Genomic DNA, 13175 nt, shown 5'->3' with positions numbered 1-13175 from the left:
AGTCGCTGCAGAATGCAGGATAAAATGTTCACAGCGGATCCTGAGACCGCTAAATAACCCTTATTTAGTGAGACAAATCACTAAACAATATTATTTCTTTCATTTCGTTTCATTAAAACCCAACACTGATCTCTTTATGCGCGTTGCAAAAACAGGTCCTGCGTACCCACGCTCAGGCCACATTTTTGCCGCGTGCCTTCCAGTACTTTATAGCCATCGGAGGCCATTATGTTGCCGATTGAACGCCAGCAGAGAATTATCGATGAATTAATGTGTAACGGACGGGTTATTGTCGCTGAACTGACCGCGTTATGTCGGGTTTCTCAGGAAACGATTCGCCGCGATTTAGCACAACTGGAAAAGAAAGGTATTTTACAGCGAAGCCATGGTGGTGCGGTTCCGGCTAAACGACACAGTGCAACGCTACAGGTTAATAATCGCGAGATTAATGAATCTGAATCGTCTTTTCGTCAACGCGTAAACGAACATGTTGACGCCAAAATGGCAATCGCGAAACGCGCGCTGGATTTTATTAGTGTGGGCGACTGCTTATTACTCGACAGTAGTACCACGTGTTTTTATCTGGCACGGCAATTACCGGATATTGAATTGACGGTATTAACCAATTCGTTACGCATTGTCCAGACGCTGGCAGCGCGCGGCAGTATTCGCACCATTTGTCTGGGCGGAGAATATTCAGATCGTTATGAAGATTTTCACGGCATTGTTACCGAGCAGCCGTTAAAAGAGTTTCAAATAAATAAGATCTTTTTTTCATGCAGCAGTCTGGGCAATGACGGTTATTTACGCGAAGGAAATGAACGTCATGCACATTTAAAACAACAGCTGATTCTGGCAGCAGAACGAAAACATTTATTACTGGATAGCTCTAAGTTTCTTCGGCCCTCATTCGCGCGTATTTGCCATTACCGTGATGTGGATTTTCTCATTACTGACCAGTTGAAAGATAAAGAGCTGGAACAGGAACTGGCCTGGAACGGCGTCAATATTATTGACTGCTCGCAGCGCCCCCAGTCTGTGCAGCTTATAAATAATTAAATGGAGCCTTTATGAAAAAACAGCTTATCGCCTGTTCGTTGTTCGCATTACTGGCTTTTCAGTCCCATGCGGCGGACAAAATACGCATGGGCATCGTGGTGAAAATCGGTGGTATTCCGTGGTTCAACGCTATGGAAGCCGGAATTAAAAGCGAAGCGGCCAAACGCGGCATTGACGCCTGGATGGTGGGGCCGACCGCAGCCGATCCTGCCCTGCAGGTGCGTGCCATTGAAGATTTGATTGCCCAGAAAGTGGACATTATCGGCGTCGTCCCCAACGACCCCAAAGTGCTTGAGCCCGTCTTGCAGCGCGCCCGTGAAGCCGGCATCAAAGTCATTACCCACGAATCGCCAGGCCAGAAGTTTGCAAACTGGGACTTTGAATTAGTGGATGCCGCAACGCACGGCATCAATCATATGAAAGCGCTGGCGCAATGTATGCATGACGAAGGGAAATACGCCATATACGTGGGGAGCCTGACGGTGCCGCTTCATCAGCAGTGGACCGATGCCGCGCTGGATTATCAAAAGCAGCACTATCCCAACATGCAGTTGGTTACGGACAAATTTGGCGTAGGCGAATCCCTGGACGAGTCCATCCGTACCACCAATGAACTGATGTCTAAGTATCCCGATCTGAAAGGCATTTTAGCCTTCGGTTCGCAGGGCCCTATTGGTGCCGGTCGCGCCGTTATGAACCGCAATAAAACCAATCAGGTCTGTGTCATTGGGGCGTTCAGTCCGGGTCAGGGCGCGCAACTGGTTAACCGCGGGGCGATCAAGGGCGGCTATATCTGGAATCCACATACCGCCGGTGAAGTGTTTATCCGTATTGCCGAGAAGGTGGAGAAGAACGAACCGATTACGGACGGTATGACGATTGACGGCCTGGGCAAGGTGAAAGTGGATCAGACAACGCACACCATTCTGGGCAACAACGCGGAAAGTCTGGATAAAGCTAACCTGCCTAACCTGATCAAGCTGGGGCTGTAATGATGCAATCGGTCGCGCCGCAAAGGCTTATCACCCTGGAAAAACTGTCGAAAACCTTTGGGGGGAATCGTGCTCTGAGCGATATCTCGCTGACCTTGCTGGCGGGCGAAGTGCACTGCCTTGCCGGTACCAATGGTTGTGGCAAAAGTACGCTCATTAAAGTGATATCCGGCGTACATGCGCCGGATCGTGGCAGCGAAATTCGTTTAGGTGACGGAGACTGCTTGCCCCGTCTCTCGACTCAGCAGGCCAGAGACTTTGGTATTCAGGTCATCTATCAGGATCTGTCCCTGTTCCCGAACCTGAGCGTGGCCGAAAACATCGCATTTGAACACAATCTGCGCGGGTTATTTGGCTGGCATCAGCGCAAAACCCTGGTTGACAGTGCCCGGCGTATTGTTGAGGAACTGCAGTTTGACCTCAATCTTGACGAGAGTGTCGCGCACCTTTCCATCGCTCAGCGACAACAGGTCGCCATTTGTCGCGCGCTGGTGGCGGATGCGCGGCTGGTGATCATGGATGAGCCCACCGCTTCCCTCACCCGTACCGAAGTCAATCAACTGCTGCGCACGGTACGCTATCTCAAACAGAAAAAGATTTGTGTGGTCTTTGTCAGCCATCGCCTGGACGAGGTGCTGGAAATATCAGATCGCGTAACCGTCATTCGCGACGGCCGCAAGGTTGGCTGCTGGCCGGCGCAGGCTATGACGCCGCACCATCTCACCGAGCTGATGACCGGGCAAAAACTTGATTATCAGTTAAAAACCCCTACGCGCAACGGTGATCGGGTCATTCTGGAAGTGGAAAACCTGCACCGTGCAGGTCAGTACCACGATGTTAATTTTCGGCTGTACGAAGGTGAGGTGCTGGGGCTGTGTGGTCTGCTGGGATCGGGACGTACTGAGCTGGCTCTTTCCCTGTTCGGCATGACCCGGCCTGACCGCGGCAGGATCTGGCTGGACAGTAAACCGGTGCGCTTTCGCAGTCATGAAGATGCCATCAAAGCCGGGATTGGCTATGTATCTGAGGATCGCCTGACACTGGGGCTGATTCAGCAACAATCGGTGGCCGACAATATGGTGCTGCCCATTCTTAACCAGCTGCAAAACCGCTTCCACCTGATTGATGAATACCGCAAGAACAAGCTGATTCTTCAGTGGATTCAGCAACTGGGCGTGCGCGTTGCCGATCCACAGTTAGCCATCTCAACGCTGTCCGGCGGCAATCAGCAAAAGATTGTGCTGGCGAAATGGGTCCTGACGCAGCCGCGCCTGCTCATCCTCGATTCGCCCACCGTCGGCGTGGATGTGGGGGCAAAAGCGAGTATTTATCAACTTATTCACGAACTGGCACGCGAAGGCCTGTCGATCATTTTGATTTCCGATGAAGTCCCCGAGGTCTGGTACAACTGCGACCGCATTTTGCATTTCCGCGAGGGCACCATCCAGGCCGAATATCAACCAGACCGCATAGCGCAACAGCAACTGGCGGAGGTGATCAATGCCTGATTTTTCCCGTTTACGTCCTCATTCCAGTCAGGGCTGGCTGACGTGGGTATTGTTGCTGTTCATTGTGATTTTCTCCTTCGCCAGCGACCAGTTTCTGACCGTGCAAAACCTGCTGGATCTGGCCGAGAGTTACGCGGTTACCGGCATTTTCGCCCTCGGACTGTTTGTCGTGCTGGTGACCGGCGGCATTGATATTTCCTTTGCGGCCGTCGCCTCTGTGGTGCAGTACCTGATCGCCTCGCTGTTTGTGCATTACCAGTTTGCTAACGCGCCGCTGAGTATTGCACTGGCGATAGCCTGCGGCACGCTGTTTGGTGTCATTAACGCCTGGCTGATCACCTGGCTCCGGGTCGTCTCCATCATCATCACCATTAGTATGCAGTCGCTGCTGTTTGGCCTGCTGATGTGGGTGACCGGTGGACGCAGCCTGTATCAGCTTCCGGACTGGTGGATCACGCTGCGTAACGTGCTGCCGTTCGAATGGCAGGGACAAGCCTTTCAGCTCGGCCTGCCGCTGCTCATCCTGTTGCTCATTGCGGCGCTGACAGCAGTGATCCTCAACAAAACACATTTAGGTCGTCAACTCTATGCCGTGGGCGGCGATGCGGAATCCGCACGGCGTATCGGGATTCGCGTTGGCCTGATCTCCCTCTTTGCCTATGGCTGGCTGGGGGCCATGGCCGCGATTGGCGGACTGGTTCAGGTCTACCGCATGGGTGAAGTCGTCCCCAACGCCCTGGTGGGTGGTGAGCTGGATGTGCTGGCGGCAACCGTACTGGGCGGAGCCAGTCTGATGGGCGGCAAGGGCACCGTCAGTGGCACCTTGATGGGGGTTTTCCTGATCGCGGTTCTGAAGAACGGACTCAACCTGATCGGCGTATCCAACTACTTCATGAACATCGTGGTCGGTACCGTCATCATGGCCGCCATTGCTGTCACCCACTTTAAGAAGCGCAAAGAAACTGACGTCAGCTTTGTCTGAGGAGAGAAACAGATATGAAAAGATTCGCTGCGTTAAAACCGGATGGCACCAATGTTGGCCTGCTGCTTCTGATTGCCTTCTCGCTGGCGCTGTTCGGCATTCTGTTACCCGGCCGCTTTTTTACCGACGCCACTTTCCTCAGCATGGCGTTCCAACTGCCGGAACTGGGCTTACTCACCCTGGCGATGTTTATTGCCATCCTGAGTGGCGGACTCAATCTGGCGATTATCACCACAGCCAATCTGACCAGCCTGTTTATCGCCTGGGTCTTACTAAACAGGGTGCCGGACGGGGCCGGAACCGCTCAGCAACTCGTGTGGTTACTGCTGGCAGTACTGGGTGCGATGCTGATTGCTGCACTCATTGGCCTGATTACCGGCGTCATGGTAACGCGCATTGGCGCACATCCCATCCTGGTGACGCTGGCAACCATGATCACGATTAACGGCATCGGTATCTGGCTGACCAAAGGCGCGGCGGTAAGCGGTATGCCTCCCGTTGTAAGGGCTCTGGGTGCCGATACCTTACTGGGCGTGCCGTTGCCCCTGTGGCTCTTTCTGCTGGCGGCCGCCATGCTGGCCCTGTTTCTGGGCAAAACCCGCGCCGGTAAGTGCATCTATATGGGCGGCAGCAACATCAACGCGACCTGGTTTAGCGGCATCAACACGCACCGCATGGTGATGCTGGTATATATCCTTTCCAGCCTGTTGTGCGTACTGGCGGGGCTGGTGATGATGGCGCGCTTTAACTCCGCCCGCATGGGTTATGGCGATGCCTATCTCTTACTCACCGTGCTGGCCATCATCCTTGGCGGCACCGATCCCAATGGCGGCTTTGGCCGGGTTACCGGCGTCGTGCTGGCGCTGATCGCGCTACAAATTCTTTCCACCGGGTTCAATCTGATGAACATCAGTCCGCACGTCAGCCTGGCAATGTGGGGCGCGGTATTGATTGTGGTGCTGGCCGTTAAACAGGGCAAAGCCCGACTGAATGAGAGCCGGGCCGTAACGCGCAGCAAACGTTTAAGCGCGGCCCTGAATCCCTTGACTGAGAAAAAGGAAGTATGATGCGTATTCAAATCTCGCCGTCATTAATGTGCATGAATCTGATGGAGATTAAACAGCAGTTGGCGGTCCTGAACACCCGCGCTGATTTCCTGCACGTTGATATCATGGACGGGCATTACGTCAAAAACATCACGCTGTCGCCGTTTTTTATTGAGCAAATTCGTCCGCATACGCCCGTAGCGATAGACGTTCACCTGATGGTGGAACAGCCGACCGATTTTATCGAGGCCGTCGCGAAAGCGGGAGCAGACTATATCTGTCCGCATGCGGAGACCATCAACCGCGATGCCTTCCGGGTAATCAACCTGATCCGCAGTCTGGGGAAAAAGCCGGGCGTGGTTTTAAATCCCGCTACGCCCGTGTCGTTTATTCATCACTATATTCATCTGCTGGAGAAGATCACCGTAATGACGGTCGATCCGGGTTATGCCGGGCAGCCATTTATTCCCGAGATGGTGCAGAAGATCCAGCAGCTTAAGGCCCTGAAACAGGCACAGGGCTATGACTTCCTCATCGAAATTGACGGCTCCTGTAATCAACGAACCTACCGCACGCTACTGGAGGCCGGCGCAGACGTGCTGATTGTCGGCACCTCAGGCCTGTTCAACGTGCATGACGATCTCAGCACCGCCTGGGACATGATGCGCAGCAGCATTGATGCCGCACAGGGACTGGCACAGGAGTCTGCATGAAACAACGCTGGCTTGGAATGGATATCGGTGGCACCAGCACCCGACTGCAACTGATGGAAGACGGCCAGCACTGGTGCGGATTCCGTAAAATAGCGACCGCCAGTTGGGCACAGCAAACGGATGCGCTTCACGCCCTGGGCGATGTGATTATTGACACGCTGGCGTCACAAGCGATTAGCGGCGTAATGCTCGGGCTCCCGGGTATTCTCAGCCGCGATCGTCAGCAGGTTATCTCGTTACCCTTTATTCAGGCACTGGATGGGCAACCTGTGGCAGCCCAGTTGAGCAAGCGACTGGGCGTGCCGGTCGCCATGGATAAAGACGTCAACCACCTGATGTTATGGGATCTGCTACAGCTTGATGCCCTGCCCGACAACGCGGTGGGATTGTATCCCGGCACCGGTTTAGGCAACAGCCTGTGGCTGGAAGGCCGCTTTTATCATGGTCATCATGGCGGCGCGGGTGAACTGGGGCATATTCCCCTGCCCGGCAATGACCTGCCCTGCCCGTGCGGCAATCGCGGCTGTGCGGAAACGCTGATCTCCGGTCACTGGCTGAGCCAGTGGGCGGCGACGCATCAGCCGGACACCGCCCTGTCACAACTATTTACGCGACACCGGGATCATCCCGATCTGCAGGCCTTCGTCCAGCGGCTGGCGCACCTGATCGCCAGTGAAATGAATATCCTCGATCCGGAATACCTGATTCTGGGCGGTGGCGTGCTGGCGATGGCCGGTTTTCCGCTGGCGCAGTTACAACACCACATTCAGCGCAGTTTGCGGCCGCCCGTCACGCGCCACGGTTTACGTATCGTGTTCAGTCATGCCACCGATTACACGGGCTGCCGTGGTGCCTGCCTGGCTGCCGAACGCCACTTTGGGGAGCGAAAATGAAAGGCAAAGTCTGTGTGTTTGGTTCATTCAATCTGGATATTGTCGCCGGTATGCGCCGCTTTCCCCTGCCGGGCGAATCGCTGATTGCTCAGCACAGCATGATGGGTCCGGGCGGTAAAGGTGCGAATCAGGCCACCGCCGCACTGCGCGCGGGTGCCCGGGTGCCCGGGTGCACTATATTGGCAAAGTGGGCAAGGACGACTTTGGTGTGTTTGCCCGCCGCCATCTGGAAAAAACCGGGTTTGATGCGATTACACTGTTCACCTGTAAGGAGAAACCCACCGGCAATGCGTTGATCTACGTTGCCGGAAACGACGCCGAAAACATGATTTCCGTCTATCCAGACGCCAACCTTACCGTGACGGCGGCGGAAGTCACGCGCTGCAAACCCACCGTCGCGGCGGCGGACATTCTGCTGGTCCAGCTCGAGAACAACCTGAGCGCGATACAGCGCATGATTGATAATGCGCGGGCCGCCAATACCTTTGTGATTCTTAATCCCGCGCCGTTTAAAAAAATCAGCGATACGTTGCTGGCAAAAGTCGATCTGCTGACCCCGAACAGTACGGAAGCGAGGCTGCTGACCGGCATCAACGTCAACGATATCCGCAGTGCCCGGCAGGCCGCAGAAATTCTGCATCGCAAAGGGGCGCGCCAGATCATTATTACACTGGGGACGGCGGGTGCGTTACTGTCTGACGGCCAGCAGCAACGGCATATTCCCGTGTTTCCTGCCACCCCGCTGGATACGACCGGCGCGGGCGATGCGTTTAACGGCGCGCTGGCGGCCAGGCTCGCGGCGGGCGTTGCGCTGGATCAGGCGGCGCTGTATGCGGCAGCGTTTGCCTCATTATGTGTGGAGCGACCGGGTGCGGCCCATTCGATGCCTTCGTATGCCGAGGCACTGGCGCGTCTGCAGGCGCACCCGGAGTGCGTCGCCGACAGCGTGATGACGTGCGTATAAAGCGGAAAGCCGATGCAGATGGTTTGCGCATCGGCTTCGTGCAGGATTACAGCGTTAGCCAGCCTGCGATCAGGGCGTGCTGCAATAACATGATGGTTTTACCATCACGAATGCGTCCGTCTTTCACCCACGCCATGGCCTGAGGAAAAGGTATTTCCAGCACATCAATGGCCTCATCTTCAACACCGCCACCAGCGTTCTCGCGCAGTGATTCATGATATTCCGCCGCAAAGAAGTGAATCAGTTCAGTGACGCCGCCCGGTGACATATAGACCGAATACAGTTTTTCGACCTCGCCTACCGCATAGCCGGTCTCTTCAATGGCCTCTTTACGGATGCAATCCTCTGGCGAGTCGTCATCCAGTAAGCCCGCGCAGGCCTCAATTAACATTCCGTCTTCATTACCGTTCACGTAGGTCGCCACGCGAAACTGGCGCGTCAGCACCACACTGTTTTTTTCACGGTTATAGAGCAGTATTGTCGCACCGTTGCCGCGATCGTACACCTCGCGTTTGTGACGCACGACGTCGCCATGGCTGTCGGTTAGCTCATAGGTGATGTTACGCAACACAAACCAGTTCTCAGACAGCAGCTTATCTTTGATAATAGTGATTCTGGACGACATAGGCGCTCCGCAAGTGAGAAGGGAGCCAATGATGATAGGTCGTGGAATGCAAGAAAACTATCTGAATTACGTGTCTGCGCACGCAATTATCAAGACCGCCAAAAACACCGAAAAAAAATGCCAGCACGCAGGCTGGCATTGATATCTCAGGCAAGATCACCGTCAGGATGATTTGCCATCGTGCTCGTGATGCTCGTGCTCCGTGGCGGCAATTTCGTTAACGCGCTTACGCACACCAAACCAGCCCAGAACCAGAATCACCGCAATCAGCGGAATAGAGGCAATAGTGTACGTGCCGTTTGGATAGTCAAACGCCATTAAGACCAGCACGCTGAACAGGAACAGCAGCGTCAGCCAGGAAGTGAAAGGCGCGCCCGGCAGCTTAAAGCTGACGTCGTCGGCCTTGCCTTCTTTAATAGCTTTGCGCAGACGCAGCTGGCACAGCACGATAAAGCCCCAGGACGAAATGATCCCCAGTGACGCGACGTTCAGGACAATCTCGAACACCTGTGACGGCACATAGTAGTTGAGTATTACGCCGACAACATAGACGCAAACGGTAACCAGAATTCCGGCATAAGGCACCTGCTGGCTGCTCATTTTTGACATGAATTTCGGTGCTGAGCCGCCCATCGACATGGAGCGCAGAATACGGCCTGTCGAGTACAGACCGGAGTTCAGACTGGACAGCGCGGCGCTGAGGACCACGATATTCATGATGCTGCCGATATACGGCACGCCCAGTTTAGAGAAGAAGGTCACAAACGGACTTTGCCCGGCCTGATAGGCATTCCACGGCAGTAACAGCACCAGCAGCACCACGGAACCGACATAGAACAAACCGATACGCCAGATTACGCTGTTGATCGCTTTCGGCAGCATGGTTTCCGGATCTTTACACTCACCTGCGGCCGTGCCCACCAGTTCGATCGAAGCGAAGGCAAAGACCACCCCCTGCACCAGCACCAGCGCCGGTAACAGGCCGTGCGGGAACAGGCCGCCGTTATCCGTGACCAGGTGGAAACCTGTTGCATTGCCGTCCAGCGGTTTACCGCTGCCCAGGAACACCACGCCGACCACCAGAAATATCACTATCGCCAGCACCTTGACTAACGCGAACCAGAACTCCATTTCGGCAAACCACTTTACGCCGATCATGTTCATGGTACCGACAATCGCCAGCGCGCCCAGGGCAAACACCCATTGTGGGACATCGCCAAACGCGCCCCAGTAGTGCATATACAGTGCCACGGCGGTGATATCGACAATCCCGGTCATGGCCCAGTTAACAAAATACATCCAGCCTGCCACATAGGAGGCTTTTTCACCCATAAACTCGCGTGCATAGGAAACAAAGCTTCCACTGCTGGGACGGTGTAAAACCAGTTCGCCCAGCGCGCGCAGAATGAAGAAGGAGAAAATGCCACAGACCAGATAGATTACCGCCAGAGCGGGACCCGCAGCCTGTAAGCGGGCACCTGCGCCCAGGAACAGACCTGTACCAATTGCGCCACCGATAGCGATCATCTGTACGTGACGATTACCCATGGCTTTCTTATAGCCGGAGTCGTGGGAATTGAGCCAGCGTCGTTTCGCAGCGCGCATGTCTGCTGCGGTTTTCTTCGTAGATTTCATAGCCTTCCTGTTTGTCCTGACCATAAGTCATCGCGCATCCAAACGATTGCGTTTAGCAGTGCGAAATGGGTTTTCTTCCTCTGTGCGTTTGCCTGTGAGTTAACGAAAAGCAGCGCGGGAATTTACGGCGATGAATCCTAACCGTTATGCAACATCGAAGCAAAATATACCGAGGAGATAAGCCGGACGATTTGTAAAAAACTTTTCTGAGATCACAAAAAAACCGGCCGACAGGCGACCGGTAAAGGCTACAGGGAAGGTAACAGAGGGGTTTAGCGGTAAATTTCGGCAGTGCCGGTCCACAGGCTGGAGTCGCCGGGGTTATCAACCCCGATGACACGGAAATGGCGGGCACCTTCTGATTTGGCCTCCTGCGAAAGCTGGCGGGTGACATCATCCAGAGAGCCGTTCACATTTGTCACCGAGACGCTGCCGATACGTTGCAGCCCCTGGGCTTCCTGCCGGTCCACTGCCGTGGCAGCAAGAGTAGAGAATGAAGCAGTGGCCAACAGAGCAGCGCTAAGGTACACAGGTAATCGTTTCATACTTCCTCCTGAACTTGCGTGGGTCACTGAGTAAAACATGGTGTTGAGTATTAGCGAGGCAATGAAAGCCAACATGGGCAAGGTGTAAAGCTATGGCAGCAATGTTCATTCGTAAGTGGACATTCCTGGGAAACGTCAACGGGGGGTGAGTTTGCGTACACAGCGCCGCTGTTTTCGGGCATTTTGTAATAAGTCGTCGGGTGTCTCTGGCACCGCTCTTATGATTCCCTGTCAGTAAAGGTGTTATTGTCGTGATTGTTAAACGCTCTGTTACCAGAAGTATCGCGCTGTCGTTAACGTGGATTGTCTTGCTGGCGTTACTGACGACCGGCCTGGCGCTGCTGACGCTTTCCAGTAGCCTGCGCGATGCGGAAGCCATTAATCTGGCCGGATCGCTGCGAATGCAAAGTTACCGCCTGGCCTGGGATGCCAGAGCAGATCCGCATCTGCTGACGGCGCACCTGGCGCAATATCAACAAACGCTTGATGCCGCCGTGTTACAGGAACTCGATCGCCCCTGGGTGCCGCGCAAGGTTATTAATCACTATCAGCGTTTACGCGAAGGCTGGCCCGGTCTGGCACAGCATCTGCAGGCGAACGCGTCAGATGCCTGGCGGCAACAAATGCCCAACTACGTTGACGAAATTAACCGCTTCGTACTGGCGCTACAGCGCTACGCCGAACTGAAAATGCGCGTCGTGGCCATCAGCAGCCTGACGGGCGTGATCGCCATTGTTGCGCTCGCTCTGATGACGATCCGCTTTACCCGCCAGCAGGTCGTTAAACCCCTCAATGCACTGGTCAGAGCCAGCCGCTATGTGGAAAGCGGCAATTTTGCCTTTCCGCCCCTGCATGTGCAGCAGCAGAACGAGCTGAAAGTCCTGTCACAGACTTTCAGCAGCATGGCTGCACAATTACAGTGCCATTATCAGCAACTGGAACAACGGGTCCGCGACAAAACCCGGGACTTAACCCAGGCGAATCATACGCTCTCCTTACTCTATGAAAGCTCACAAATCCTGACCAGCCGTTCGCTGCAACCGGCGCTTTTCGATGATGTGCTGAACCGCATCGTCGGCAAAGAGAATATTGCCTTCATTCAGCTTCAGGGCGAGCAGTTTACCTGTGAGGCGGGCCAGCACGATCCCGCGCTGGCCTGGCAGCATTTACCGCTGAAACAGGACGATCAACGTGTTGGCACGCTGCGCTGGCAAACCGGCGGCATGGCCTCTTCCGCCGCGTTAATGGGCAGCCTGGCCGCGATGCTGGGACGGTCGATCTGGATCTGGCAAACCCAGAAGCAGTACCAGCAAATGCTGCTGATTGAGGAGCGCGCCACGATTGCACGTGAACTGCACGACTCGCTGGCGCAGTCACTGACTTACCTACGGATACAGCTGATGCAGCTTCGGCGCAGCCTGTCCGCCTCCGATCAGTCGGCACAGGCGATCATTGCAGATTTTGATCGCGAACTGGCAGAGGCTTACCGCCAGCTACGCGAACTGCTGGCGACCTTTCGTCTGACGATCGAAAAGGCCGATCTGGAGGCTGCTCTGCACGTGATGATTGCGCCGCTTCAGTCTCAGACTGTCGCTGATATCCGGTTGACCTGCCAGCCAGGCCTGCAGCAACTGGATGCCCGGCAACAGGTCCACGTCCTGCAAATTGCCCGGGAAGCCGTACTGAATGCCATTCGCCATGCGAATGCCCGTTTGATTACCGTCGACTACCAGATCACGGATACAGGTGAGCATTCACTGACAATCACTGATGACGGCACGGGCATGATCAGCACAGAAGAACCTCCGGGGCATTATGGTTTCATCACCATGACCGAGCGCGCAGCATGCTTGTCTGGCCAGTTAGACATTCGTTCGCAGCCGTGTGGAACACAGATTGTGTTGCGCTTTCCACCGCGTCCGGCATCAGAGATTGACTAAATAACTGCTCGGAATAGTAGATCCCTTAGAGGGAACTCAGTCCGGTTTATGCGATCTGATCAATCGCTGAATATCCCAAATCACCAGCCGGACTGAGCAATGTCGATCATTGCACCAATACCCAGAACCGAACGACGCCTGATGCAGAAAACTATCCATAAAACAAAGGACAAAAACCACGCCCGGCGGCTCACCGCCATGCTGATGCTGCATCGTGGTGACACCGTCAGTCATGTTGCCAGAACACTCTGCTGTGCCCGCTCATCGATTGGT

At 54.8% G+C, this 13175-nt stretch carries 11 protein-coding genes and 2 pseudogenes; 10 read left to right on the top strand and 3 right to left on the bottom strand.

The window, feature by feature from the left end; translation table 11 throughout:
• Window positions 1-228 precede the first annotated feature (228 nt).
• From F7Q90_RS13370 to F7Q90_RS13335, 8 genes and pseudogenes are all read left to right on the top strand, one after another.
• Window positions 229-1059 carry a DeoR/GlpR family DNA-binding transcription regulator gene (locus F7Q90_RS13370; RefSeq protein WP_006118387.1) on the top strand — a complete coding sequence of 277 codons (831 nt, stop codon included), beginning with the start codon at window positions 229-231 and terminating at the stop codon, window positions 1057-1059.
• Window positions 1060-1070: 11 nt separating this feature from the next.
• Window positions 1071-2051, top strand: a complete 981-nt coding sequence (locus F7Q90_RS13365) for a substrate-binding domain-containing protein (protein ID WP_006118386.1) — start codon at window positions 1071-1073, stop codon at window positions 2049-2051.
• 2 nt (window positions 2052-2053) lie between these two features.
• Complete coding sequence (locus F7Q90_RS13360; RefSeq protein WP_006118385.1) at window positions 2054-3559, top strand: sugar ABC transporter ATP-binding protein; 1506 nt, start codon at window positions 2054-2056, stop codon at window positions 3557-3559.
• Window positions 3552-4541 (top strand): ABC transporter permease, encoded by a 990-nt coding sequence (locus F7Q90_RS13355; protein ID WP_006118384.1) that lies wholly within the window; start codon window positions 3552-3554, stop codon window positions 4539-4541. The genes F7Q90_RS13360 and F7Q90_RS13355 overlap by 8 nt, the downstream gene beginning before the upstream one ends.
• A gap of 14 nt (window positions 4542-4555) precedes the next feature.
• Window positions 4556-5608 (top strand): ABC transporter permease, encoded by a 1053-nt coding sequence (locus tag F7Q90_RS13350; protein ID WP_006118383.1) that lies wholly within the window; start codon window positions 4556-4558, stop codon window positions 5606-5608.
• Entirely contained in the window at window positions 5608-6300 is a 693-nt protein-coding gene (alsE, locus tag F7Q90_RS13345; protein WP_006118382.1) for a D-allulose 6-phosphate 3-epimerase, read from the top strand. The genes F7Q90_RS13350 and alsE overlap by 1 nt, the downstream gene beginning before the upstream one ends.
• Window positions 6297-7193 (top strand): allose kinase, encoded by an 897-nt coding sequence (gene alsK, locus F7Q90_RS13340; protein ID WP_006118381.1) that lies wholly within the window; start codon window positions 6297-6299, stop codon window positions 7191-7193. Before alsE ends, alsK begins: the two co-directional genes overlap by 4 nt.
• A pseudogene (locus F7Q90_RS13335) lies at window positions 7190-8157 on the top strand (ribokinase). Before alsK ends, F7Q90_RS13335 begins: the two are co-directional and overlap by 4 nt.
• Before the next feature lie 46 nt (window positions 8158-8203).
• Here the strand turns inward: F7Q90_RS13335 and nudK are convergent.
• The 3 genes from nudK to F7Q90_RS13320 all read right to left on the bottom strand — a co-directional run bounded on the left by nudK (window position 8204) and on the right by F7Q90_RS13320 (window position 10962).
• Window positions 8204-8782: a GDP-mannose pyrophosphatase NudK gene (gene nudK, locus F7Q90_RS13330; RefSeq protein ID WP_006118380.1), complete on the bottom strand. Its 579-nt coding sequence runs from the start codon at window positions 8780-8782 to the stop codon at window positions 8204-8206.
• A 162-nt stretch (window positions 8783-8944) separates the two neighbouring features.
• Window positions 8945-10417 carry an L-asparagine permease gene (gene ansP / locus F7Q90_RS13325; RefSeq protein ID WP_033740834.1) on the bottom strand — a complete coding sequence of 491 codons (1473 nt, stop codon included), beginning with the start codon at window positions 10415-10417 and terminating at the stop codon, window positions 8945-8947.
• 272 nt (window positions 10418-10689) lie between these two features.
• On the bottom strand, window positions 10690-10962 hold the full coding sequence (locus F7Q90_RS13320; protein WP_006118378.1) for a YdgH/BhsA/McbA family protein: 273 nt from the start codon (window positions 10960-10962) through the stop codon (window positions 10690-10692).
• 251 nt (window positions 10963-11213) lie between these two features.
• Here F7Q90_RS13320 and narQ point away from each other — a divergent pair, with 251 nt between their 5' ends.
• Window positions 11214-12902, top strand: coding sequence for a nitrate/nitrite two-component system sensor histidine kinase NarQ (gene narQ / locus F7Q90_RS13315; protein ID WP_006118377.1), 1689 nt, complete (start codon window positions 11214-11216; stop codon window positions 12900-12902).
• A gap of 99 nt (window positions 12903-13001) precedes the next feature.
• A pseudogene (locus tag F7Q90_RS13310) lies at window positions 13002-13175 on the top strand (IS630 family transposase); the annotation flags it as partial.

The sequence above is a fragment of the Pantoea stewartii subsp. stewartii genome (genome assembly GCF_008801695.1).
Lineage (GTDB): Bacteria > Pseudomonadota > Gammaproteobacteria > Enterobacterales > Enterobacteriaceae > Pantoea > Pantoea stewartii.
This window is presented reverse-complemented; position numbering and strand designations above follow the sequence as displayed.

Excerpts from the sequence above, each read along its gene's own strand:
- F7Q90_RS13370 (WP_006118387.1), top strand. The coding sequence starts at position 229 with ATGTTGCCGATTGAACGCCAGCAGAGAATTATCGATGAATTAATGTGT.
- F7Q90_RS13365 (WP_006118386.1), top strand. The coding sequence starts at position 1,071 with ATGAAAAAACAGCTTATCGCCTGTTCGTTGTTCGCATTACTGGCTTTT.
- F7Q90_RS13360 (WP_006118385.1), top strand. The coding sequence starts at position 2,054 with ATGCAATCGGTCGCGCCGCAAAGGCTTATCACCCTGGAAAAACTGTCG.
- F7Q90_RS13355 (WP_006118384.1), top strand. The coding sequence starts at position 3,552 with ATGCCTGATTTTTCCCGTTTACGTCCTCATTCCAGTCAGGGCTGGCTG.
- F7Q90_RS13350 (WP_006118383.1), top strand. The coding sequence starts at position 4,556 with ATGAAAAGATTCGCTGCGTTAAAACCGGATGGCACCAATGTTGGCCTG.
- alsE (WP_006118382.1), top strand. The coding sequence starts at position 5,608 with ATGCGTATTCAAATCTCGCCGTCATTAATGTGCATGAATCTGATGGAG.
- alsK (WP_006118381.1), top strand. The coding sequence starts at position 6,297 with ATGAAACAACGCTGGCTTGGAATGGATATCGGTGGCACCAGCACCCGA.
- nudK (WP_006118380.1), bottom strand. The coding sequence starts at position 8,782 with ATGTCGTCCAGAATCACTATTATCAAAGATAAGCTGCTGTCTGAGAAC.
- ansP (WP_033740834.1), bottom strand. The coding sequence starts at position 10,417 with ATGAAATCTACGAAGAAAACCGCAGCAGACATGCGCGCTGCGAAACGA.
- F7Q90_RS13320 (WP_006118378.1), bottom strand. The coding sequence starts at position 10,962 with ATGAAACGATTACCTGTGTACCTTAGCGCTGCTCTGTTGGCCACTGCT.